At 62.6% G+C, this 22,072-nt stretch carries 23 protein-coding genes and 1 pseudogene; 3 read left to right on the top strand and 21 right to left on the bottom strand.

What is annotated here, in order from left to right; translation table 11 throughout:
* Positions 1–34: 34 nt before the first annotated feature.
* The 5 genes and pseudogenes from V5B44_RS26900 to V5B44_RS23150 all read right to left on the bottom strand — a co-directional run.
* A pseudogene (locus tag V5B44_RS26900) lies at positions 35–3,340 on the bottom strand (MG2 domain-containing protein); the annotation flags it as partial.
* A 114-nt stretch (positions 3,341–3,454) separates the two neighbouring features.
* A complete protein-coding gene (locus tag V5B44_RS23135) occupies positions 3,455–4,315 on the bottom strand; it encodes a symmetrical bis(5'-nucleosyl)-tetraphosphatase (protein ID WP_332361398.1) in 861 nt (286 codons plus the stop codon).
* Positions 4,316–4,324: 9 nt separating this feature from the next.
* On the bottom strand, positions 4,325–5,329 hold the full coding sequence (gene galE / locus V5B44_RS23140; RefSeq protein WP_332361399.1) for a UDP-glucose 4-epimerase GalE: 1,005 nt from the start codon (positions 5,327–5,329) through the stop codon (positions 4,325–4,327).
* A 126-nt stretch (positions 5,330–5,455) separates the two neighbouring features.
* A complete protein-coding gene (locus V5B44_RS23145; protein ID WP_332361400.1) occupies positions 5,456–5,776 on the bottom strand; it encodes an H-NS histone family protein in 321 nt (106 codons plus the stop codon).
* A gap of 209 nt (positions 5,777–5,985) precedes the next feature.
* Positions 5,986–6,576 carry a flavin reductase family protein gene (locus V5B44_RS23150; protein WP_332361401.1) on the bottom strand — a complete coding sequence of 197 codons (591 nt, stop codon included), beginning with the start codon at positions 6,574–6,576 and terminating at the stop codon, positions 5,986–5,988.
* Positions 6,577–6,806: 230 nt separating this feature from the next.
* On the opposite strand from V5B44_RS23150, the gene mutY reads away from it, so the two are divergent.
* Positions 6,807–7,871 carry an A/G-specific adenine glycosylase gene (gene mutY, locus V5B44_RS23155; RefSeq protein ID WP_332361402.1) on the top strand — a complete coding sequence of 355 codons (1,065 nt, stop codon included), beginning with the start codon at positions 6,807–6,809 and terminating at the stop codon, positions 7,869–7,871.
* On the opposite strand, the gene V5B44_RS23160 is transcribed toward mutY, so the two are convergent.
* The 8 genes from V5B44_RS23160 to V5B44_RS23195 form a co-directional block, all read right to left on the bottom strand.
* Positions 7,863–10,739: a PAS domain S-box protein gene (locus V5B44_RS23160; RefSeq protein ID WP_332361403.1), complete on the bottom strand. Its 2,877-nt coding sequence runs from the start codon at positions 10,737–10,739 to the stop codon at positions 7,863–7,865. The two genes, mutY and V5B44_RS23160, sit on opposite strands and share 9 nt — an antisense overlap.
* A gap of 179 nt (positions 10,740–10,918) precedes the next feature.
* Positions 10,919–12,139: an MFS transporter gene (locus V5B44_RS23165; RefSeq protein WP_332361404.1), complete on the bottom strand. Its 1,221-nt coding sequence runs from the start codon at positions 12,137–12,139 to the stop codon at positions 10,919–10,921.
* Positions 12,136–12,306, bottom strand: a complete 171-nt coding sequence (locus tag V5B44_RS23170; RefSeq protein WP_332361405.1) for a hypothetical protein — start codon at positions 12,304–12,306, stop codon at positions 12,136–12,138. The genes V5B44_RS23165 and V5B44_RS23170 overlap by 4 nt, the downstream gene beginning before the upstream one ends.
* Entirely contained in the window at positions 12,303–12,920 is a 618-nt protein-coding gene (locus V5B44_RS23175; protein WP_332361406.1) for a flavin prenyltransferase UbiX, read from the bottom strand. Before V5B44_RS23175 ends, V5B44_RS23170 begins: the two co-directional genes overlap by 4 nt.
* Complete coding sequence (locus tag V5B44_RS23180; RefSeq protein WP_332361407.1) at positions 12,913–13,461, bottom strand: Gx transporter family protein; 549 nt, start codon at positions 13,459–13,461, stop codon at positions 12,913–12,915. Before V5B44_RS23180 ends, V5B44_RS23175 begins: the two co-directional genes overlap by 8 nt.
* A 49-nt stretch (positions 13,462–13,510) precedes the next feature.
* Complete coding sequence (locus V5B44_RS23185; protein WP_332361408.1) at positions 13,511–14,050, bottom strand: DUF3124 domain-containing protein; 540 nt, start codon at positions 14,048–14,050, stop codon at positions 13,511–13,513.
* Between the two features lie 121 nt (positions 14,051–14,171).
* Positions 14,172–14,855, bottom strand: a complete 684-nt coding sequence (locus V5B44_RS23190) for a fumarylacetoacetate hydrolase family protein (protein ID WP_332361409.1) — start codon at positions 14,853–14,855, stop codon at positions 14,172–14,174.
* Between the two features lie 19 nt (positions 14,856–14,874).
* Positions 14,875–15,621 carry a Nif3-like dinuclear metal center hexameric protein gene (locus tag V5B44_RS23195; protein WP_332361410.1) on the bottom strand — a complete coding sequence of 249 codons (747 nt, stop codon included), beginning with the start codon at positions 15,619–15,621 and terminating at the stop codon, positions 14,875–14,877.
* A 24-nt stretch (positions 15,622–15,645) separates the two neighbouring features.
* On the opposite strand from V5B44_RS23195, the gene V5B44_RS23200 reads away from it, so the two are divergent.
* Positions 15,646–16,818 (top strand): trypsin-like peptidase domain-containing protein, encoded by a 1,173-nt coding sequence (locus V5B44_RS23200; RefSeq protein ID WP_332361411.1) that lies wholly within the window; start codon positions 15,646–15,648, stop codon positions 16,816–16,818.
* Between the two features lie 16 nt (positions 16,819–16,834).
* A complete protein-coding gene (locus V5B44_RS23205) occupies positions 16,835–17,641 on the top strand; it encodes a class II glutamine amidotransferase (protein WP_332361412.1) in 807 nt (268 codons plus the stop codon).
* 14 nt (positions 17,642–17,655) lie between these two features.
* Here the strand turns inward: V5B44_RS23205 and tatC are convergent, their stop codons facing one another.
* From tatC to hisA, 8 genes are all read right to left on the bottom strand, one after another.
* The gene (gene tatC, locus V5B44_RS23210; RefSeq protein WP_332361413.1) at positions 17,656–18,519 is read right to left on the bottom strand and encodes a twin-arginine translocase subunit TatC; all 864 of its coding nucleotides are present in this window, start codon (positions 18,517–18,519) and stop codon (positions 17,656–17,658) included.
* A gap of 16 nt (positions 18,520–18,535) precedes the next feature.
* On the bottom strand, positions 18,536–18,955 hold the full coding sequence (gene tatB, locus V5B44_RS23215; protein WP_332361414.1) for a Sec-independent protein translocase protein TatB: 420 nt from the start codon (positions 18,953–18,955) through the stop codon (positions 18,536–18,538).
* 122 nt (positions 18,956–19,077) lie between these two features.
* On the bottom strand, positions 19,078–19,323 hold the full coding sequence (tatA, locus tag V5B44_RS23220; protein ID WP_332361415.1) for a Sec-independent protein translocase subunit TatA: 246 nt from the start codon (positions 19,321–19,323) through the stop codon (positions 19,078–19,080).
* A gap of 82 nt (positions 19,324–19,405) precedes the next feature.
* Entirely contained in the window at positions 19,406–19,756 is a 351-nt protein-coding gene (locus V5B44_RS23225; protein ID WP_332361416.1) for a histidine triad nucleotide-binding protein, read from the bottom strand.
* Between the two features lie 3 nt (positions 19,757–19,759).
* Positions 19,760–20,080, bottom strand: coding sequence for a phosphoribosyl-ATP diphosphatase (locus V5B44_RS23230; protein WP_332361417.1), 321 nt, complete (start codon positions 20,078–20,080; stop codon positions 19,760–19,762).
* On the bottom strand, positions 20,077–20,421 hold the full coding sequence (hisI, locus tag V5B44_RS23235) for a phosphoribosyl-AMP cyclohydrolase (protein WP_434735523.1): 345 nt from the start codon (positions 20,419–20,421) through the stop codon (positions 20,077–20,079). Before hisI ends, V5B44_RS23230 begins: the two co-directional genes overlap by 4 nt.
* Before the next feature lie 56 nt (positions 20,422–20,477).
* On the bottom strand, positions 20,478–21,239 hold the full coding sequence (gene hisF / locus V5B44_RS23240; RefSeq protein WP_332361419.1) for an imidazole glycerol phosphate synthase subunit HisF: 762 nt from the start codon (positions 21,237–21,239) through the stop codon (positions 20,478–20,480).
* Positions 21,240–21,279: 40 nt separating this feature from the next.
* Positions 21,280–22,023, bottom strand: a complete 744-nt coding sequence (gene hisA, locus V5B44_RS23245) for a 1-(5-phosphoribosyl)-5-[(5-phosphoribosylamino)methylideneamino]imidazole-4-carboxamide isomerase (RefSeq protein WP_332361420.1) — start codon at positions 22,021–22,023, stop codon at positions 21,280–21,282.
* Positions 22,024–22,072 lie beyond the last annotated feature (49 nt).

The raw sequence follows: 22,072 nt of genomic DNA on the forward strand, positions 1-22,072 counted from the left end.
ACAGGCCGTCACGGTTGCTCAGTGCGATCCTTACCTCCTGCGGGCTGCCGGCGAGGTTCTGCACATCGAGTGCCAGCACGGCGCTGTCGCCGACCGAGAGAAAGCGTGGCATCGCCAGTTCGACGACCAGCGGTGCCGCGACGGTGACTTCGGCTTCCTGCATGCCGAAGCGGTCATTGGTCGCGGCGACCGCCATCAGCCGCAGACTGCCATTGAAATCGGGCACTGCCAGCGAGATCTCGGCCTCACCCCGGTCATCGAGTACTACCGGGCCGCTGAACAGGTCGACCAGGCGAACCTTCTTCGGCAGGCTGCGGGTGGGCTTCGGCGCGGCGTCGCCGCCGAACTTGAGTTTGCCTCTCTGGCCATCCATCCTTTCGATCAGCCGGCCATAGACGTCGTAGGCGTCGGCGCCGTAACGCAGCTTGGCGAAGAAGAAGCCGAAAGGATCAGGACTGGCGTAACGCGTGATGTTGAGGATGCCGACGTCGACTGCCGATAGCGTCACGATTGCTCGCTGCCCCTTGGCTTCGGGAACCTTGACCCTGACCTTCAGCGGCTGCTCGGGTTCCATTGTCGGCACGGCTTCAAGACTGACCGCGAGCTTTCGGGCGCCGCGATCCAGCGGTATGTGGAGCAGTCCCAGGGCACGCGCCGGCGTTACCTTCTCGCCGCTGTTGCCGGGTCGCAGCACCATCACCGAGACATAGAGATCATGACGCGTCCAGGCCTTGTCGAGCGGGATGTCGATGGTCGCGCCGTCGGCGCCGACCGCCAGCCGGCGGACCCATAGCGCCCGGTCGCCCTCGACCGTTACTAGCGCTTCGCCGGCATGCGGCGGCGTGATCGTCAGGCGGGCCGTGTCGCCGACGGCATAGGCCGCCTTGTCGAGCTTGAGCGCTACCCGGTCGGGGCGTACACCCTGGGTCTCGTCGTCCTTTGCCGACCACCCGGCATAGAAGCGGTAGCGCATCGTCTGCCGGGTCTCGGGGTCGAGAATCTCGACCCGGTAACGTCCGTACTTGACCGGCAGGCTGAGCTTGCCGCGCCCGCCGGCGGGTACCGAAACCAGTGTCGTTGTCACCAGCTCGTCGGTTTCGGTGAATCCCGAATTCCAGCCGCGCTGATCGTCAAAGCGCCAGTAGTAATTGCGGTTCTCGCGGAAAAGTCGGACCGGCAGCGCTGTTCCGGCCTTCAGCGTCGCGTCCGCAGCCGCGCGCACGACTTCGAAATCGGCCGGCGCAGCCTCGCGCGCGTAGGCGCCGACAAACAACGGCCGCAGCCCGACGAGAACCGGTGCTGGCCAGTAGACCCGCTCGATGCTGCGCACCACCGGCCGGCCACCGCTCTCAAGCAGGCTCAGCGTCGCCCGCACGGTGAATGGTGAGTGGCGCCTGGCGACTGCATCCACGTCGACCTCGACCTTGGCCCTGCCTTGCTCGTCGAGCTGTCTTTCCGGCAGCTCGCCCCGCGTCCTGACGGCATCCTCGTCAGCGTCACCGAAGATGAAGCCAGGCAGCTTGGGCGCCAGCGGATTGCGGTTGCGCTCGCTGGTAACCACGCCGAGCAAGCGGTTGCCAGCGGCCGGTGCACCGTAGAGGTAACGGCCACTGACATCGAATGGCCAGGGTGCTTCACCGCTCAGGCGTTCGCTGGTGGTGGTCAGGTCGAGCTGCATTCTCTCCGGCAGGAACTCCTCGACGGCAAACTGCATGTTGGTGCCGGCAAGCTTCGTCGCTGGGTCGGCACGCAGTTCGAGGTTCCACGAGCCGGTGGCAGCATCGGCCGGCAGTTCCATCGTGTGCCGGTAGTAGCCGGCAATGGCGGTGTCGGGCTGCCAGCTTGCTGTCCACTGCGCCTTGCCATCGGGGCGTCGGAGAATCGCCTGAATCGGCTGCGGCGGGACCGGGTGGCCATCGGCATCACGCGCGATCACCGAGACCTCGAAGCGCTCCCCTGGCCGGTAGAGGTTGCGGCCGCTGTAGGCAAACAGGCGTACAGCGACGTAGGGCATACCCGCGATGTCGTACTCCGCCAGGTCGAGCGCCGGCTCCCTGAGGGCGATCAGCGACATCTGCCCGTCCTTCCTGGCGATTACCACATGCGCGCCTGTTGGCCGCTCGGCGAGCGCCACCCTGCCATCACGGTCACTCTCGCCGCGGGCCAGCGTCTTGCCCTGGCCATCGACCCAGCTCACCTCGACGCCAGGCCGGGCCTTGCCGTCGGTCAGCGAACTGACGTAGGCGTCGGCGCCGCGACTGGGATACTGCCGCAGATGCAGGCCAAGATCGCTGACGTAGAAGTAGGTCGTCTGGTAGTCGCCACGGAAGCGGTTGGGCTGCGACATCACTGCCACGTAGACCCCGGGTTCGCGTAGCGCCGGGATGGTCTCGACTGGAATGAAGGTTACGCTGCGGCGATTGGCCTTCTGTTCGGTGAGGAAGCGGCCGACAAAGACGCTGCTGGTCAGTTTGTGCAGTTGATCAAGCTCCCAGCTGTTGACCGCGCCTTTCAGACGGCTGCCCGGGTTGTGGAAATAGCCGTCGGCATTGCTGTCCTCGCCGTCGCCTTCTTCGCCCGACCCAGCCTCAGCAGATGCTCCGCGAAAGGGTCGGGCGGCGACCCTTTCGAGAAACTTCGCGAGCTGAGCGGGATCGACCTTGAGGAACTGGATGTCTACTTCCGGCACGTTGACCGTCGTCACTGGCAGGCCACCGCTCTGGGCTGCCGGCAGGACCATGCCTCGGCTGGTGAAGTAGAACGCCGGCGCAACGGCTGCGGTCCTGATCGAAAAGCGCGATTCCTCGTCCAGCTTGCTGCCGTCTTTGGCGGGCAACCCGGGCTGGACGCGCACCACGTAGCGAGTCTGCGGCTTGATGTGCGGGAAGAACAGCAGGCGTGGGTTTTCGCCGACCACCCACGCGCCGGCCACCGGCTTGCCACCTTCTAGTGCGGTGTCCGCCGGCGTCCGGCTGCTGGTACCGACCATCTCGGACGCCGAGACCGCGCCCTGGTCGTCCGCGGCCTCGTCCTCGCCGTCGTGCGCCGCCGGCGTCTTCGCTGCGTCGACCGGCATTTCAAAAACCTGGACGAAGCGGTCGTAATCGGCCCTGGCGTCGAGCGGCAGGCTGAACGAGAGGGCCAGCGCCGGGGAACCATCGAGGTCCCGGTGCGCGCCATCGACGACCTCGAAGCGGACACCATCGCTGCCTGGCTCCTTGTTGCCATCGCCTGGCAGATGGCCGATGGCGAGAAAGCCGGCAATTGCCAGCACGACCGCCGCCGCCAGGGCGACCATCGGTGTCAGTCCGCGTTGTCTGATTGGTCTTCCGATGCCCATGCGACCCTCCGGGGGAAATGCTGAAGGGATTCTAGCAGGCTATGGTCAAGCGGCAACCCGCGATCTCTAGCCGTGTTGGCAGAGAGGGTGCAAGCCGGCAAGCGATGAGCGCTGTCAGAGGCGAGCCGAGGCGTCCTCGCCGGGGTCACGCTTGGTCTGGTCCTGGGCCTCACGGGTCGAGCAGTCAACCTGGAAGACCGCGCGGTCACCGAGGCGCACGGCAGTCAGGTGACGGCCCCAGAAACAACCCGAATCGAGTGCCAGCAGTCTGGGCTCAACCCTCAGTCCGAGTGCTGACCAATGACCAATCACCATGACGTCAGCGGCGCTGCGCCGGCCGGGTACTTCGAACCATGGCAGGTGATCAGCCGGCGCGTCGGACAACTCGCCCTTGGCCTTGAATTCCATTACGCCTTCTGGCGAACAGAAGCGCATTCTGGTCATCGCGTTGACGATCACGCGCAAACGGGGCCAGCCCGCGAGGTCTTCGCTCCACGCGGCGGGTTCGCTACCCCACATGTTGGCGAGGAAATCGCGGTAGGTCGGGCCACCAAGTACAGCCTCGACTTCTCTAGCCAGCGCGCGTGCCCGGGCGGTTGTCCACTGCGGCAATAGCCCGGCGTGCACCATGCAGAACCCGCCTTCGCGGTGGCAGAGCGGTCGTTGCCGTAGCCAGTCCAGCAACTCCTCACAGTCCGCTGCCTTGAGGATCTCGTCCAGTGTATCGCCCTTGCTGCGCCGGCCGGATCCGGCGGCAACCATGAGCAGGTAGAGATCGTGGTTGCCGAGGACGGTGATCGCTGCTGAGCCGAGATCACGCACGAAGCGCAGGGTGTCGAGCGACCGGGGTCCGCGGTTGACCAGATCGCCAACCAGCCACAGTCGATCTCTTGCCGGGTCGAAGCGGCATTTTTCCAGGAGGTGCTGGAACGAGTCGAAGCAGCCCTGGATGTCGCCAATCGCGTAGGTCGCCATGGTCGGCAATCAGGTCGCTGCGCGCTGCTGCTGCCAGCGCCAGGCATCACTGCACATCTGGTCTAAGCCACGCCGGGCCTTCCATCCGAGAAGGTCGGCGGCGAGCTGCGGATCAGCATAGCATGCCGCCACGTCACCCGGCCGGCGTGGCGCCAGCGCGTACGGGACCGGCCGGCCGCTGGCAGCCTCGAAAGCACGCACCATGTCGAGTACCGAGTAGCCGCAACCCGTACCCAGATTGACCGTCAGCAGACCGCCCTGGTCAAATAGATAATTCAGCGCAGCGAGGTGGCCTTCAACCAGATCCATGACGTGAATGTAATCGCGCACGCCGGTACCGTCAGGCGTCGGATAATCATTGCCGAAAACATGCAATTGTGGGCGCCGTCCTGCAGCCACTTGCGCGACATAGGGCAACAGATTATTGGGAATGCCAGTCGGCTCCTCGCCGATCAGGCCGCTCTCATGTGCACCCACAGGATTGAAATAGCGCAGGCGGGCAATCCGCCATTCGGGATCGGCCTGCGAGACGTCGGCCAGGATGTCTTCAATCATCAGTTTGCTGGCGCCATAGGGATTGGTCGCCGAGCGCGGGAAATTCTCGCGGATCGGGACCGAAGCCGGGTCGCCATAGACGGTTGCCGAGGAACTGAAAATCAGGGTCTTGACTGCCGCCTCGGCCATTACCTCGCAAAGTGCAATGGCGCCACCGACGTTGCAGTCGTAATAACGCAAAGGCTGCGCTACTGATTCACCGACCGCCTTCAAGCCGGCAAAATGCATGACCGCATCAATTCGCGATGCCGAGAATACCCGTCGCAGCAACTCGCGATCCCGGACATCTCCCTCGAAAAAGCACGGCTGTTGGCCAGCAATCTGTGCCACACGATCGATAACCTCGATCCGGCTGTTCGAGAGATCATCGACGACGGTCACGGCGTAGCCTGCCCCAAGCAAGGCGACACAGGCATGCGAGCCAATGTAGCCGCTACCGCCGGTAACCAGGATATTCATCTTTCAGCCGTGGTCCGCTGATTATTATTTCGTGGTGTGCTTCGGCAGGCCGGGAACAGAGCCGTATCACCGGGAATGCTGAGTCGTTTCAGCTTTCGGCCCCTGGATGTCTTGTACAGAACGTTGTCACGGGGAAACGAGAAACTCGTTCCGATGCCGCCCCTGTCCTTCCTGGCTTGTCAGCCAGTTCGGCGCCTTGCCGCGGCCCGACCAGGTTTCGCCATTGGGACCTCGGTATTTGACGGCAACCGTGGTCCGCTTTTTCTCAATCGCCGTTCCTGCTGTCGAGCCGGCCATTTTGAAGCCGAGATCCGCTGCCGTTAAACCATGCTCGGAAATCAACTGCTTTGCCCGACCAATGGCATCCGCCAATTCCGCTTGCCGAGCTTGTTCTATTTCTTTTTCCAACACCGCGCGCTGTGCGAGTAGTTCCCTGTAGCTTGCCATTGACGATTCCTCCTTGAACAAAATCGCTCTTATACACTAAAACGGAAATACATTCACGCGCTTCGGAAGCGGTGGCCCAGGGGGCATTGGTGATTGTGGGCGAGAGATAATGGCGAGCATACCCAGTCGAAAACAAAGGCTGCGCTTGAACACCCCAGCGAGCGTGTTCGACGGTGGTATCCGGAAAGTCGATTGCTGACGTTGTGATTCTATTGGCCAGAGTCGCCGCGTAATCGCCGATAGCGACCGGCATGGAAAATCAGCGGCTCTGCGACCTCTCCGCGGGCAAAGCGCTGGACGCGACCCAGGAAGATGAGGTGGTCTCCCCCTGGATAGCGTGCTTCGTTGCTGCACTCGAACCAGGCCACGCAGCCCTTGATCAGCGGCACATCGGCGAGTCCTTTGCTTACTCTCACGCCGCTGAAGCGATTGTCCTCACGGTTGGCGAAAGAGTCCGAGACCCACTCCTGATCGGCCGCCAGTACGTTGACCGCGTAATGGCTGGCATTGCGGAAGGCTTCAAGCCGCGGCGAATCGCAGGCAAGGCTCCAGAGGATCAGCGGCGGTTGTAGGGAAACCGAGTTGAAGGAACTGATGGTGACGCCGATCGGTCTGCCGTCTGGTGTCAGCGTGGTAAGCACGGTGACGCCGGTGGCAAAGCTTCCGAGGGCATCGCGGAAGTCGCGGCAGATCTGGTCGCTCGCCGCTGTCGCTGGGTCAGTCCTGGTGTCGAGGCAGGGCAGATCGGCAATCGTCGCTGCGGTTTCCGAGCTTTCGGGAGAGTCGAGAGGTGGGCGCATCAGGCGAACCGGATGCGCTGTTCGGGCGTGCTAGGATTCACCATTGGTAACGCAATCCGAAAGTTCCACGATGCCACTCATAGCCATGGTGCCAGCAAAAAACGCATCGCAAGCTTTTTGCGCCGTTCATTCAGGTCGCTTCACACCACAGACTGTCCGGGGCGGGCAAGTAGATTGAGAGCGCAATTATCACCGCGCAGCTTTCGCCTGTCGACACGATTGTGCTGCGCATGGTTGCTGAACCTCGGCTGACAGTAGGGCTGGACTTCGCCAGTCGGGTGATCGCCTGGCAGCAGGCGAAGGGTCGCCATCACCTTCCCTGGCAGCAGACTCGCGACGCCTACCGCATCTGGTTGTCCGAAATCATGCTGCAGCAAACGCAGGTGCAGACTGTCATTCCCTACTACGATCGTTTCTTGGCGCGTTTTCCCACGCTGCAAGCGCTCGCTGAAGCGCCCATCGAAAGCGTCCTCGAAATGTGGGCTGGTCTCGGCTACTACGCGCGGGCACGCAATCTGCACCGCTGCGCGCAAACCGTCCTCTCCGATCGTGCCGGCAAGTTCTCTGCTGATCCTGACGACAACGCGGGATTGCCGGGCATCGGGCGCTCTACCGCGGCGGCGATCAGCGTCTTCGCCTTCGGTCGCCGGGCGGCCATCCTCGATGGCAATGTCAAGCGTGTTCTGGCACGCTGCTTCGGGGTCGAGCGCGGCGACTCCGCCGCGCAGCATGAACGCGAGATGTGGGCACTCGCGGAAGCGCTGCTCCCGGAAAACGGCATCGAGGCCTACGCGCAAGGCATGATGGATCTGGGCGCGACGGTTTGCGCCCGGGACAAACCCGTCTGTGATGCCTGTCCGCTGAAGTTGCTCTGTGTCGCCTGTCGGGATGGTCGGCAGGCTGAACTGCCGCAGCGGGTAGTGAGAAAAGCCCTTCCTGAACGTGCCAGCAGCGTTCTATTGTTCACCAATGGCCGACGAGTGCTACTCGAGCGCCTGCCGCCGAGCGGCATCTGGGGCGGTTTGCTTAGCTTGCCGGTGGTGGTCGGCGAGTCTGCCGACGACTTTGCCCAGCGCCAGGGCTGCAGGATCCTGGCCAGGTCGCTGCTACCGTCGATCAGGCACGTCTTTACCCATTTTCGTCTGACGATCAGCGTGTTGCGCTGCGACGTTGACCTTATCGGGCTTGTGGCCGGCGAAGCACGGTGGGAATGGTTGCCTCTGGAGGATGTCTCTGCTGCAGCGCTGCCGGCGCCAATCAGGAAGCTGCTCCTGTCGCCTGGTTTGTCAGGCTGATCCTCGGGTAACCCAAGGACTGCCTGATTGCAGCAACTGTTCAAATGCTTCGACGGGTAAGGGGCGACCAAAGAGAAACCCCTGATAGCCGTGACAGCCATGAGCGTCAAGAAACTGGCGCTGCGCCTCGCTCTCCACGCCCTCGGCAATCACCTTCAGGCCAAGGCTGCGCCCCATGGTGACGATGGTTTGCGCGATGACCGCATCACTCTGGTTGTCAGGCAGTCTACTGACGAAGGCGCGGTCGATCTTGAGCTGGTCAAGGGGCAGGCGTGTCAGGTAAGACAGCGAGGAATAGCCGGTCCCGAAATCATCCATCGAGAAGGTGACACCGAGCAGTTTGATGGCATTCATTTTTGCGATCGTGTCGGTCACGTTGTCGAGTACCAGGCTTTCGGTCAGTTCGAGTTTCAGACGGGTCGGATCGGCACCACTACCCTCCAGCAGTTCGTGAAGTTGTTCGATGAAATCGGCCTGACGGAACTGGCGTGCGCTGACATTGACTGCCACCTGCAGTTCGCGGGTGCGGGCATCGACGGACCATGCCTTGAGCTGGTCGCAGGCAGTTTCCAGCACCCATTTCCCGATCGGAACGATCAGCCCGGTATCCTCGGCCAGCGGGATGAATCTGCCCGGGGGGACCAGGCCATGTTCCGGATGTTGCCAGCGCAGCAGAACCTCGGTAGCAAAAATGCGGCGCTGGGTGTCAACCTGTGGCTGGTAATGCAGCACGAACTGCTTTTTCTGCAGCGCAAGATGGAGATCCTCTTCCAGTTGACGTCTGTCTCTGGCGGCCTGGTTCATGCTTGCAGCAAAGAACTTGACGTTGTTGCGCCCGGCCGCCTTCGCTTGATACATCGCGGCGTCTGCATTGCGCATCAGGAGGTCGACGGTCTCACCGTCGCCGGGGAAGACGGCAATGCCGATGCTTGAAGTCGTGTGCAGACACTGTCCATCGATGTGATAGGGTTGCGTCAGGGCCTGGAGCATCTTGCCGGCGATGCGTTCGGCGGCGACAGCGTCAGCTCCGGTCAGAACAACGACGAACTCGTCGCCACCCAGGCGAGCCACGACATCGCTTTCCCGCACGCTCGATCGCAATCGCCGCGAGACTTCCAGCAGTAGCGCATCGCCGATGTGGTGACCCAGGGTATCGTTGATGTTCTTGAACCGATCAAGATCCAGGAACATCACCGCGACGTGACGGCGATGGCCGTCGCGTCGTGCCGAGGCCAGGGCCTGCTCAAGCCGGCCCTGAAGGTTGGCGCGGTTGGGCAGGTCGGTCAGGGTGTCGAAATGCGCCAGATGGTTGATCTTCTCTTCTGCCGCCTTGCGCTCCGAGATGTCGACGAAGCTGCCGATGTAGTGCTCAATGTTGCCGTCTGTGCCGCGGATGGTGGAGATCGAAAGCCACTTCGGGTAGACGCTGCCGTCCTTGCGTCGGTCCCAGATTTCACCCTGCCACTGGCCGGTGCTCCTGATCGACTGCCACATGGCGCGATACGCCTCCGGCGCTGAACGCCCCGATGACAGCAGGCGGGGATCGCTGCCACGGACCTCGTCGGCGGCGTATCCGGTGAGGCGGGAGAAGGCATTGTTGACTTCAAGGATCCGATTGTCGCGGTCGCTGACCATGATCGCCTCGGCGCTGTTTTCGAAAACGCCAGCCAGCAGACGCAAGCGGTTCTCGGTTACCCGACGCTCACGGATATCGCGCCAGAGGGTGTGCAAGATCACTTCGCCACGCAGCGTGATCGGCGTCAGGGTCACCTCCACCTGAACAGGGGTGCCATCGCTCTGCAGGTGCGTCCACTCGAATCGGTGGAAGCCGACTTTGAGCGCCGTGGTGATCATCGTCGCCGCCTTTTCCCTCGACGACTGGCCGTCTGGCTGGCAGGCCGGCGAGATATCGTCCGGGCTATGGCCGAGAAAGTCGGCCTTTGACCGGTAACCGAGCAGTTCCAGGGTAGCGGTGTTGCAGTCGATGAAAGCGCCACCCTTGAGGAGCAGCAAGGGGTCCTTGGCGTCCTCGAAAAGCCGGCGGAAGGCCTCCTCGCTCTCGCGCAGCGCCTTCTCGGCAAGCAAGCGCTCGGTCACGTCTTCCTTGACCGCCAGATAGTGCGTCACCTCGCCGTGATCACCGAAGATCGGTGAAATGGAGGCCTTTTCCCAGAACAAGGTGCCGTTCTTGCGTCGGTTGTGAAAAACACCGCTCCATACCCTGCCCTCGAGCAGGGTTTGCCACAGGGCATGGTAGGTTTCGGGCGGGGCCTCACCGGACTTGAGAATGCGGGGGGTCTGGCCAATTGCTTCCAGTCGCGAATAGCCGGTTACCCGGGTGAAGCTCGGGTTAACGTATTCGATCTCGCCAGTGCGGCTGGTAATGATGATGGTGACCGGGCTCTGTTCGACGGCCTGCAGGAGGTTCCGGGATTCCTCCTCGGCTTCCCGGCGCTCGGAGATATCGGCGAAAACCCAGATGCTGCCTTCCTGAGGCTGATCGGGATCGATTGCCCGGCCGGTCAGTGCGCCCCAGAACAGGCTGCCATCCTTGCGTCTGAGCGTCAGTTCGGTACTGAAGTTTCTTCCTTCTGCGGCCACGGCGTAGGCGCAGGTGCCGACCTTCTCGAAGGTCTCGCGCGAAGGATAGAACCTTGCCGATGACTCGCCGATCAACTCGCCTGGCGCATAACCGAAGATCTCTTCCAGGCGTCGGTTGCATGACACGACTCGCCGCTGCCTGAGGTGCACAATTCCGACGAGCGCGTTGCTGAGCAGTGTCTGCATTTCTGCCAGCAGCTGGCGGTTGCGTTCCTCCATTTGCTGGCGCTCATTGCTGTCGACGAAACGGTTGCCAGTGGTCGGCATTTCACCAGTCGCCCGGCGGACGACGACCCGGATATACAGGGTCCGCAGGCTGTGACCGTCGAGTGAGGACTACTGGAAGCATTGCACAATACTGCAAGACTTTGCCGGCGAAGGCAAGGACGCCCAAGCCGCCGGCGACGCCGCGGGCGCCAACCGACCGACGCGGTTCCCATGATCGCTCATGACGCCCCCTTGCCGGTCACTGGCCTCTCGATCTTGCCGATCGCCCAGCGCCCGACGCCAACGCCGGCGGCCAGCGTCACGAAGCCGGCCGTCCAGCCGCTGGGACTGGAACGACCCCAGGCGTCGAGCGCCACGCCAAAGGCCACCGGTCCAATGAAACCGCCGGCGAAGCCTATCGAAGAGTACAGCGCGAGCGTCGTGCCGCGTCTTTCGGGCGGTGTTTCGGTGAGCACACCGGCGGTCAGCGCTGCCGAATCGAGATTCATGCTTGCCGCGTAGACGAGAATCAGGGGTATCAGCCAGTGGCTCGGGAGGTTCCCCGAGAAGCCGACGACGAGAGCCAGAGCGCAGGAAAGGGGCATGACGCTCTGCAGCCAACGCTGGCGTCCCCAGCGATGCGCCCCTTCGTTGCCGAGGAGGCTTGCGGGTACAGCGAGGAAAGTCGCCAGGGCGGCAATCAATCCCGGCATCGTTGTCCATGGATCCGGGGATATGGCGCGGGTCCAGGTCAGGTAAGCCACCAGCCACGCGCGGAAACCGAAGAGCTCCCAGTTGTGACCGAAGTAGGCCCCACAAAAGGCCAGGGTACGTCGGTCGTGGAGAACCTCCCGCCAATGGCCCCGATGGGCCTTGACAGGAGTCGGTGAAGTGCCCGGCGATACCCCATGCCAGACCAGCAGCACCGACACTGCCGCACAAGCTGCCGCCAGGGCGAATAGCCAGCGCCATGGCAGCAGGACCTGTGATAGTCCAATCCAGAGATAGGACAGACCCGCTCCGACACCAAATGTGGCCGTATAGAAAGCGGTACCCCGCGACTGGGCGGCGACCGGTAGCCGATCGGTCAGCGCCTTCAGACCCGGCATGTAAGTGCCCGCCAGGCCGAGGCCGGCAAGCCACCACCAGCCAAGGGCGGTTGCGAAACTGTCGGCAAGACGGGCAAAGCCCGCCAGTGCGAGCCCGCTCAGGGCAGCACTGGCGAGGTAGATGCGGCGTGCGTCGATACGATCGGTCAGGCTGACCAGGACTGGTACGGCCAGGATGTAGCCGAGGAAGAAAATGCCGCCAAGCCAGCCGCCTTCTGTCGCCGACAGCGACCATTGTTGTGACAGCTGCGGCAGCAGCGACGGTACCAGCGCAAAGCCAGCCATCGAAAACGTCTCCGCACTACAGAAGACCAGCACCAGCGCCGGCCACGAGCGTGCAGCGACCCTCACGGCTGCCGCCGTTGCGACAGCCAGACCGAGAGGGCCGGCAGGCGCACGACGGGGCCTTCCAGTTCAAGGCGCCTCGGCTTCGCCAGATTCTGCAGCAGCCGGATGTCAGGCAGCCGGTAGCCAATCACGGCGGTAGCGTGAACGACATGCCACCCGCACAGCCTCATGGCGAGGCCTCATTGTCTCCCCATCGCTGCATGAGCGTGTGCGGCACCTGCAGCTGGTCGAGGATGCGGGCAACGACGAAGTCGACCAGGTCCTCGACGCGTTGCGGATGGTGATAGAAGCCCGGACTGGGGGGCAGGATCACGGCGCCGGCTCGCGACAGACGCAACATGTTTTCGAGATGGATCGCCGACAGCGGCGTCTCGCGCGGGACCAGGATCAGCTTGCGCCCTTCCTTGAGGACCACATCGGCCGCCCGTTCGATCAGCTTGCTGGCCAGTCCTTGGGCAATCGCCGCCAGCGTACCCATTGAGCACGGGCAGATGACCATCGCGCCCGGCGGGTTGGACCCGCTGGCGAGCGGTGCAAACCATTCCTCTCGGCCGTAGACTTCAAGCCGGCCCGGCAAGGCCGGGAAGCGCTCCTCAATGCATCGACGCGCATCACTGGCGCGCGCGGGGAGGTCGAGCCCCATTTCCTGTCTGGCGACAATCTGTGCGACCTGTGAGTAGAGGAGCTGCACCCGGCAACCGGCGGCCAGCAGACATTCGAGCAAGCGTACACCGTAGGGCATGCCGGAGGCGCCGGTGAAAGCCAGGCAGATGGGTTCAGGCATTTTCGATCTCGCTCTCTGTGGCCGGCAGTTCCTCAAGCAGGCGCGCGGCAATCAGGCCATTGATGATACCGAAAACGAGTGCAGCCACCGCGAAAAAAGGGAGCAGAAGGAAAAGGCCATCATGTGGAATGAGCCACCATCGGGCCAGCAGCAGCTGGCCACCAATGTGGGCAAAGGCCGCCAATACGCTCCAACTGACTGGCCCGAAGTAGCAGCGCGGCAATCGAATTGCCAGAGCCAGCGTCAGCAGGCTGAACAGGGCGCCGGTGAGGCTCATGAAGAATCCGGGCGAAAGAAAGTAGCCCAGCAGCAGGCTACCGGCGAAGATACGCAGGCCACTGACCCAGGCGGCAGCTATCCAGCCGTAGCGCGCTAGGACGATCAGGGTCACGATGTTGGCCAGGCCGGGCTTGATACCCGGCAATGGCAGCGGGATGGCCGCGTCGATCAGTGAGAGACCGATCGCTGCTGCCGCGAGCTGGGCGATCCGGTGGTCCTCAGGCGTCGTGGTCAGCTTGACCAGCTGCTTCGCGTCGGGCATTAGCGTGATTGCGGGAAGCGGCGTGGCCGGCGCAGCCTGAGCGACCGCGTCAAGGTTCCGATATCGCCCTGCCGCGCGAAATGAAGGCGACCGAATAACCCGCCTGGAACCTCGAATGGAGGGCCTCGATTGTCGGCGGCGAAACCAGTGTCTCCGGTTTCTCGGCTTCCCACTTGATCGCATAGTTAGCACCGGAACCCCCGGCGTTCTCGCGTAGTTCCACGAAGAGTTCAAAGGTGCCGAACGGTGGAATTACCCTGGGTTTCGGCACCGAATTGCGCACCAGGCCGCCATCGGTGTTGTAGTAGGGAGCGGCGACGATGCGGATCGCGTTCTTCGGGTCGGTGTTGCGGACGCTGACCAGGACCGACATCAGCGTGCTGTCGATTCGCCCCGAGGATGCGACGTTGGCATGCCGAATCTCGGAGTAGATCGGGACATACACCGTTTGCCCCTTCGATGCCGGTTCGATTCCCTCGGCAAGCGCTGGTGGCACAAGGCAAGCTAGGGTCAACGCGATGGCTGACCGACAGTTCCGACAACTGGTGACCAGGCGGGAAGACTGTGGTGAATTGCGGGTGGCGTTCATTGTCGGCTCCTTCAGAGTGAGAGTCGCGTTAGCGACCCGGGAATCGATGCTCATGCGCAGCGGTGAGCGCTTGTCCCCGGGCGCAATCAGCGCGCCAAGGGTGGAGACAGGTTCCACAATTTCAGACCAGCCTGACCGTCAACTCACCGATCCCTTCCACAGCGGCTTCGAGCACATCGCCACGCACCACCGTCGAGACGCCAGCGGGGGTGCCGGTGAAGATCAGGTCGCCCGGCGCAAGCGCGACATAGTTCGACAGGTTTGCAATGACTTCAGCGACCTTCCACGACATCTGCCCGAGATCGCCATTCTGGCGCAACTGGCCATTCACCTTGAGCCAGATCGCGCCGCGCTCCGGATGACCCACCGCCGCCAGCGGATGGATCGCGCCGATTGGCGCGCTCTGATCGAAGCCCTTGCCCATGTCCCAGGGGTGGCCCTTGTCTTTGGCGCGTTGCTGGAGGTCGCGTCTCGTCAGGTCAAGGCCAACGGCGTAGCCATAGACCCAGTCGAGTGCCCTGGCCGGCAGTACGCCGGCGCCGCCACCGATCAGTGCGACCACCAGTTCGACTTCGTGCTGCAGATTGCTGGTCGCGAGAGGATAGAGGACGTCGCCCCCACCGGGGACCAGCGCATCGGCCGGCTTGCCAAAAAAGAAAGGTGGTTCGCGGGTGTCCGCACCCATTTCGGCGGCATGATCGGCGTAATTGCGGCCGACGCAGTAGACGCGGCGTACCGGGAAAAAGGCACTGCCGCCGACAACGGGGACACTGACCTGTGGTGGTGGTGGAAAGACGTAGTCCATTGCGGCTCCTTGGTGTGCTTCAGACAGGGTTGTCGATATCGACAAATTGACAGTCAAGGCCAAAACGTTCGGCCAGATGTTCGGCCAGCGCCAGCACGCCGTAGCGTTCGCTGGCATGGTGCCCGGCGGCAATGTAGGGGACACCGGACTCGCGCGCGAGATGCACCGTCTGTTCGGAAATCTCGCCACTGAGATAGAGATCGACGCCGAGCGCGATGGCCTGTTCGAACAATCCCTGTGCGGCCCCCGAACACCATCCGACGCGGCGCACCCGGCGTTCGCCGTTACCGACCAGTAGCGGCGTGCGCTGCAACGCGTTGCCGACGTGCCCGGCGATGGCCGAAGCGCTGGATGGGCTTTCCAGGTAGCCGAGCCAGCCGACATCCTGCTCGCCGAATCGCTCGTCGGCCACCCAGCCGAATCGCCTGGCAAGCTGCGCGTTGTTGCCGAACTCCGGATGGCTATCGAGTGGCAGATGGTAGGCAATGAGGTTGAGGTCGTGCTTGAGCAGAGTTTGCAGGCGCGCTTTGCGGATGCCGGTGACGCGGCCATCCTCGCCGCGCCAGAACCAGCCGTGATGGACCAGGACGGCGTCGGCCGAGCGCGCAAGCGCCGCATCGAGCAGGGCCTGGGTGGCCGTGACGCCGGCGACCAGGCGTTGCACCTCCGGGCGTCCTTCCACTTGCAGGCCGTTTGGGCAATAATCCCGGAAGCGCCCTGCTCCGAGTAGCTCGTCCAGGTAGCGTGTCAACTCTTCGCGTTTCATTCACTGGCCCCGTTTTCTTTGCCCATGCGCAGGCTCTGGCTGATTTTTGCACAAACGGTGACGGTTAGTCTTGCCGTTCTCTTTGTGGTGACCACGCTCAAGCCGGAGTGGCTGGGCAAGCACGCCCCCGCCGGCGCCGGTGTCGTCGCCCTGCAGGAGTCGTCGCCGGCAACCGCGGCAGCTGCCACCGCCAACTCATATCGCGATGCGGCGAGGAAGGCACTGCCCTCGGTGGTGCATATTTTCACCTCGCAGAAGGTCAAGGCGCGGCGTAATCCCTTGTTCGACGACCCGGTATTCCGCCACTTCTTTGGCGACAGCCCGGAAGGTGAGGGTCCGAAGACGTCGGGCCTTGGTTCGGGAGTCATTGTCAGTCCGAACGGCTATGTTCTCACGAACTTCCATGTTGTCGAAGCCGCCGACCAGATCGAAATCGCCCTCAGCGACGGTCACAACCTCGACGCCCGCCTGGTTGGCAGTGACCCCGAGTCAGACCTCGCCGTCCTGCAGATCACCGAGTCGAAAGGCAAGGAACTGCTGCTGCCCGCGATTACCCTCGGAAGAATGGACAATGTCGCCGTTGGTGACGTGACTCTGGCGATTGGCAACCCCTTCGGCGTTGGCCAGACGGTGACCATGGGAATCGTCTCCGCGCTGGGGCGGTCGCATCTGGGGATCAATACTTTCGAGAACTTCATCCAAACTGATGCGGCAATCAATCCGGGCAATTCTGGTGGCGCGCTGATCGACGGTCAAGGCAACTTGATCGGCATCAATACGGCCATTTACTCGCGCTCGGGCGGCTCGCTCGGGATTGGCTTTGCGATTCCGATCTCGATCGCTCGCGATGTCATGGAGCAGATCATTCAGACCGGCAGCGTGACGCGGGGCTGGATAGGCGTCGAGGCGCAGGAAATCACCATCGACCTGGCCGAGTCCTTTGGCCTGCCGGACACCAGCGGCGCCTTGATAGCCGGCGTACTGCGCGGCAGCCCGGCGGATGCGGGCGGGATCAAACCGGGCGACATCCTGCTGGCGGTCGCTGGCCGGCCGGTGAAGAATCCCCAGGACATGCTCGACCTGATCGCCAGTCAGAAGCCCGGCGACACCGTTGCCTTCAGGTTGCGTCGCCAGAACAGCGCGCTAGACACCAACGTCAAGATCGGCAAGCGGGCGCCGCAGCGCCGCGAGCGCTAGTCGTCGGAGTAAAGAGATGTGCCAGTTGCTGGCCATGAACTGTAATGTCCCGACCGACATCTGCTTTTCCTTTGCCGGGTTTCAGGCGCGCGGTGGTGCAACCGACGTCCATGCCGACGGCTGGGGGATCGCGTTCTTCGAAGGTCGCGGCACACGGGTATTCCTCGACCCGCAACCGTCCTGCGTTTCTCCGGTCGCCGAACTGGTACGCAGCTATCCAATCCATTCAAGAAACGTGATTGCCCACATCCGCAAGGCGACCCAGGGGGCGGTTGCTCTCGAGAACACCCACCCTTTTCAGCGTGAACTGTGGGGACGCTACTGGATCTTCGCCCACAACGGCAACCTGACCGATTTTCTGCCGCCACTCGACGGCAGTTTCACCCCGGTTGGCCAGACTGACAGCGAGCGCGCATTTTGCTGGCTGTTGCAGAACCTGCGTCAGCGCTTTGGCAGTCGGGCCCCGAGTCAGACGAACCTGTTCGACGTACTGCATCAGCTGACCCTCGATCTCGCCGTTCGCGGCGCATGCAACTACCTGCTGTCGAACGGCGACTGCCTCTTTGCCCACTGTTCCACCCAACTCAGCTACATCATTCGCCAGGCGCCCTTTGCCGTTGCGCACCTGCGCGACCAGGATCTGAGCATTGATTTCAGCACGGTGACGACACCGGAAGATCGCGTCGCAGTCATTGCCACCGTGCCACTGACCGACAACGAGTGCTGGACGACGATGCCGAACGGGAGTCTGTGGCTATTCGAAGAAGGTGCGCCGGTCAGGCATCAGATCACCATTGCCGTGCCCGGGAAATCGCCTTGCTGAGCTTGTCCGGCCGATCAGGCATCCGGCTTGCGGTCAGACTCCTGCTCGCCGCCAAGCCCCTTGATTGCCGTATCCATCTCCTCGGTCGACAGGGGCGTCCACTCGGTGGTCGCGTTGAGCGACGTTTCCGCAAGCGGCTGATCACTCGGGGCAGGGCGCGCTGAGCGCCGGCCGACGAAACGCGCGAGAAACAGCCCCAGCTCGAAAAGCAGGCACAGCGGAATGGCCATCATCAACTGCGAAATCACGTCGGGCGGCGTAAACACCGCGGCGACGACGAAAGCGCCGACGATCACATACGGCCGCCATTCCCTCAGCCTCGCGAGGTCAACGATTCCAGCGTAGACCAGAACGAGCACCACTACTGGCACCTCGAAGGTTACCCCGAAGGCGATGAAAGTCGTGAGCACGAAGGAGAGGTATTTCTCGATGTCGGTCATCCAGGCCACGCCCGCGGGAGCCACGGTGGCCATGAAACCGAAGACAGTGGGAAAGACCAGAAAATACGCGAAAGCCATGCCGATGAAGAACAGCAGCACGCTCGCCGCCACCAGCGGCAGTGCCAGACGCTTTTCATGGGCATAAAGGCCAGGCGCGACAAAAGCCCAGACCTGATAGAGCACATAGGGCAGGGCAATGAGGAAGGCCACCATCAGCGCCACCTTCATTGGCACCAGAAAGACTCCGACCACATCGGTCGCGATCATTTGCCCGCCTTGCGGCAACGTGGCCAGCAAGGGCTGCGCCAATAGCGCGTAAAGTTCCTTTGCCCAGGGGAACAGACAGATGAAGACGAGGCCCGTCGCAACCAGCGCCCTGATCAGGCGGTCACGCAACTCCACCAGGTGTGAGAGGAAGGAATCTTCTGGCGGGCTCATCGCGAAATCAGGAAGTTCATCCTGGCTTGCCGGCGTCGGTCGACGTGACCCGATTGCTCGCTGCGGCTGTCAGAGTATTTACCGAGGCAGCCGGTTGTGCCGTGGCCATCGGTGTTTGCGCGAGCGCCGCCGGCGTCGTCAGATCGCCGCTGACCGCTTCCGCCGTCTGGTCGAGGGCGCGCCGCGCAGCCTGAAGATCCGTCGTCAGGCTCTGCTCCACGCTGCGCGCAGACTCCTGGATCTCGCTCTGCAATTTCCTCAACTCTTCGAGCTGCATTTCGCGGTTGATATCGGACTTCACGTCGCTGACGTAACGCTGCAGACGGCCAAGCAAATGCCCGGCGGTGCGCGCCACCTTCGGCAGGCGTTCGGGGCCGATTACCACCAGGGCAACGATGGCGATAAGCATCATTTCGGAAAAGCCGATATCAAACATTGACGGTCACCTGTCTGGCGAAAGCGGAGGACAAACGGTGAGCGGCCGCTGGCTGGAAAGCCATGAGGTGCCCACTGCTTGTCATGGCTTTGGCGATCGCTGAAATGCCACCTGCGCTTTGCCTAGCTCCTGGTTTTCTCCCTGATCTCGCCGTCGATGGTCTGACCAGTAGTGACCTGTGGTGGCGGTTGAGAAGGATGAGTTGTCTCAACCGGTTTGTCGTCGGTCGCCGCATCCTTGATGCCGTCCTTGAAGCCCTTGACCGCGCCACCGAGATCCGAGCCGAGGTTGCGCAGCTTCTTCGTGCCAAAAATCAACAGGACGATGATCAGAACGATCAACCAGTGCCAGATGCTGAAAGAACCCATGTCAGGCCTCCATTAAGGTGAAATGCGATGCCATGCCCGGCGCAAGGTCGGCCCTGCGCAGACCATCAGCCGGTAGCAGCATTCAGACTCGCTTGAGCATCGGCCCGACCGGTTCAGGTCCGCCGACGATGTGCGCGTGCAGGTGCTGCACTTCCTGATGGCCGATAGGTCCGGTATTGATGATCAGTCGGAAACCGTCCGGGCTACCTTGCTCCGTGGCGAGGCGGTTGGCAACGGCAAGAATTCTGCCGAGAACCGGCGCATCGGCCTCGGTGGCCGTTGCCAGGGAGGTGATGTGATGCTTCGGGATGACCAGCAAGTGTACCGGACGAGCCGGGTGGATGTCGTGGAACGCCAGTATCTCGTCGTTTTCATAGACCTTGCGCGCCGGAATCAGGCCAGCCACGATCTTGCAGAACAGACAGTTCTCCATGTTTCAAGTCTTCCGTGACTTTTTCTCGTCGATTCCCGAGATGCCTTCGCGCCGCCGCATTTCCTGCAGTACGTCCTCGATCGACAGACCGTAGAAGGCGAGCAGCACCATCGTGTGATAGAGGACATCGGCGGATTCCCAGACCACATGCAGGCGGTTGCCTTCCTTTCCGGCCATGATCAGCTCGGCAGTTTCCTCCCCAATCTTCTTCAGGATCGCGTCCGGCCCCTTGGCCATCAACTGTGCCGTGTAGGAAGTTTCCGGGTCGGCCTTGCGGCGCTCAAGCAGAGTGTCCGAGATCCGGTGCAGCATGTCCATGTTCATTTGCCGTAGATATCCCTGGGGTCCTTGAGCACCGGGTCCACCGCAACCCAGACCTCCCCCTGCAGTTGATAAAAGAAGCAGCTCTCGCGGCCGGTATGGCAGGCGATACCGCCTTCCTGGTCGACCGACAGCAGCAGCACATCGCCGTCACAGTCCGCGCGAATCGAGCGCACCCGTTGCGCGTGACCGGACTCTTCACCTTTGCGCCACAGGCGCTGACGTGAACGCGACCAGTATACCGCGGTACCACCGTCAACCGTCGCCTGCAGTGATTGCCGGTTCATGAAGGCAAACATCAGGACGCGGCCGCTGGTTGCGTCCTGGGCAATGGCCGGAATCATACCCTGTGCATCCCATTTCAGGGCGTCGAGCCATTGCTGTTCGGGGTTGAGATCGCTCACAGGCGGACCTCGATGCCCCGTTCTCGCAGGTACTCCTTGGCCTGGCGCACCGTGTACTCGCCGAAGTGGAAAATGCTTGCTGCCAGAACGGCGTCGGCGTGGCCTTCGGAAACACCATCTGCCAGATGTTGGAGATTGCCGACGCCGCCGCTGGCAATCACCGGGATGTCGACGGCGTCGGAAACTGCACGCGTCAGCGAAAGATCGAAGCCGTTCCGGGTGCCGTCACGATCCATGCTGGTGAGCAGGATTTCACCCGCACCGAGCGCCTGTACGCGGCGTGCCCAGGCGATGGCGTCGATGCCGGTGTTCCTGCGCCCGCCGTGGGTGAATACCTGCCACACGCCTGGTGCTGCCTGCTTCGCGTCGATGGCAACCACAATGCACTGGTTGCCCACCCTGGACGACGCCTCAGCGACGAGATCTGGATTCTCGACGGCCGCGGTGTTCATGCTGACTTTGTCGGCGCCGGCATTCAGCAGGCGGCGCACATCGGCCACCGAGCGCACGCCGCCGCCAACGGTCAGCGGGATGAACACCTGCGCCGCGCAGGCCTCGACGATATGCAAAATGATATCACGCTCGTCCGATGAGGCTGTGATGTCGAGAAAAGTGACCTCGTCGGCACCTTGCTCGTCGTAGCGGCGAGCAATTTCGACCGGGTCGCCGGCGTCACGCAAGTCAACGAAATTGGTGCCCTTGACGACGCGACCAGCAGTCACGTCAAGGCAGGGGATGATACGCTTGGCGAGGCCCAAGGTCAGCGACCGCGCTGTATCTGCCCGCGGGCCGGGCGGATCACGGATTTGTCCCGCGGTCGGCCTCTGCCTGTGCCGCAGCAAAGTCGAGTGAACCATCGTAGATCGCGCGACCAGCGATGGCAGCGCTGATGCCTTCCTGTTCGACAGCGCAAAGCCGCTGGATGTCGTCAAAGCTCGACAGGCCGCCACTGGCGATCACCGGAATCAGGAGCGCCTGGGCAAGTTTCACCGTGGCCTCGACATTGATCCCCGAGAGCATGCCGTCACGGCCGATATCGGTATAGATGATGGCCTCGACGCCGTAGTCCTCGTATTTTCTGGCCAGATCGATGACATCGTGGCCGGTCATTTTCGACCAGCCATCAACGGCAACCCTGCCCTCCCTGGCATCGAGACCGACGATGATGTGGCCAGGAAAGGCACCGCAGGCGTCGTGCAGGAAACCAGGATTCTTGACCGCGGCAGTACCGATGATCACATAACTAACGCCGTCGTCCAGGCAGCGTTCGATGGTGTCCAGATCACGGATACCACCGCCGAGTTGCACGGGAATATCGTCGCCCACCGCCTGCACGATCTGCTTGATGGCCCGCTCGTTTTTCGGCTTGCCGGCAAAAGCGCCGTCGAGATCAACCACATGCAGGCGCCGCGCCCCTTCTGCCAGCCAGTGGCGAGCCTGCTCGCCGGGCGAATTTGAGAAGACGGTTACCTGGTCCATCAGCCCCTGTTTGAGGCGGACACACTGTCCGTCTTTCAGGTCAATCGCGGGAATGATCAGCATGTTGAAGGCAGAAGATAATGGGTTGAGACAAGTAGAACACCGCCGGTTG

The organism is Candidatus Accumulibacter necessarius, from assembly GCF_036625085.1.

Bases quoted from the DNA above. Each gene is read 5' to 3' on its own strand.
- V5B44_RS23200 (WP_332361411.1), top strand. From the start codon at position 15,646: ATGCGCAGGCTCTGGCTGATTTTTGCACAAACGGTGACGGTTAGTCTT.
- mutY (WP_332361402.1), top strand. From the start codon at position 6,807: ATGGTTGCTGAACCTCGGCTGACAGTAGGGCTGGACTTCGCCAGTCGG.
- hisI (WP_434735523.1), bottom strand. From the start codon at position 20,421: ATGATTCCGGCCATTGCCCAGGACGCAACCAGCGGCCGCGTCCTGATG.
- V5B44_RS23190 (WP_332361409.1), bottom strand. From the start codon at position 14,855: ATGGACTACGTCTTTCCACCACCACCACAGGTCAGTGTCCCCGTTGTC.
- V5B44_RS23225 (WP_332361416.1), bottom strand. From the start codon at position 19,756: ATGGAGAACTGTCTGTTCTGCAAGATCGTGGCTGGCCTGATTCCGGCG.
- V5B44_RS23170 (WP_332361405.1), bottom strand. From the start codon at position 12,306: ATGAGGCTGTGCGGGTGGCATGTCGTTCACGCTACCGCCGTGATTGGC.
- hisA (WP_332361420.1), bottom strand. From the start codon at position 22,023: ATGCTGATCATTCCCGCGATTGACCTGAAAGACGGACAGTGTGTCCGC.
- galE (WP_332361399.1), bottom strand. From the start codon at position 5,329: ATGAATATCCTGGTTACCGGCGGTAGCGGCTACATTGGCTCGCATGCC.
- V5B44_RS23180 (WP_332361407.1), bottom strand. From the start codon at position 13,461: ATGCCCGACGCGAAGCAGCTGGTCAAGCTGACCACGACGCCTGAGGAC.
- tatB (WP_332361414.1), bottom strand. From the start codon at position 18,955: ATGTTTGATATCGGCTTTTCCGAAATGATGCTTATCGCCATCGTTGCC.
- tatA (WP_332361415.1), bottom strand. From the start codon at position 19,323: ATGGGTTCTTTCAGCATCTGGCACTGGTTGATCGTTCTGATCATCGTC.
- V5B44_RS23175 (WP_332361406.1), bottom strand. From the start codon at position 12,920: ATGCCTGAACCCATCTGCCTGGCTTTCACCGGCGCCTCCGGCATGCCC.
- V5B44_RS23230 (WP_332361417.1), bottom strand. From the start codon at position 20,080: ATGAACATGGACATGCTGCACCGGATCTCGGACACTCTGCTTGAGCGC.
- V5B44_RS23205 (WP_332361412.1), top strand. From the start codon at position 16,835: ATGTGCCAGTTGCTGGCCATGAACTGTAATGTCCCGACCGACATCTGC.
- V5B44_RS23195 (WP_332361410.1), bottom strand. From the start codon at position 15,621: ATGAAACGCGAAGAGTTGACACGCTACCTGGACGAGCTACTCGGAGCA.
- tatC (WP_332361413.1), bottom strand. From the start codon at position 18,519: ATGAGCCCGCCAGAAGATTCCTTCCTCTCACACCTGGTGGAGTTGCGT.
- V5B44_RS23135 (WP_332361398.1), bottom strand. From the start codon at position 4,315: ATGGCGACCTACGCGATTGGCGACATCCAGGGCTGCTTCGACTCGTTC.
- V5B44_RS23185 (WP_332361408.1), bottom strand. From the start codon at position 14,050: ATGAACGCCACCCGCAATTCACCACAGTCTTCCCGCCTGGTCACCAGT.
- V5B44_RS23145 (WP_332361400.1), bottom strand. From the start codon at position 5,776: ATGGCAAGCTACAGGGAACTACTCGCACAGCGCGCGGTGTTGGAAAAA.
- V5B44_RS23160 (WP_332361403.1), bottom strand. From the start codon at position 10,739: ATGCCGACCACTGGCAACCGTTTCGTCGACAGCAATGAGCGCCAGCAA.
- V5B44_RS23150 (WP_332361401.1), bottom strand. From the start codon at position 6,576: ATGCGCCCACCTCTCGACTCTCCCGAAAGCTCGGAAACCGCAGCGACG.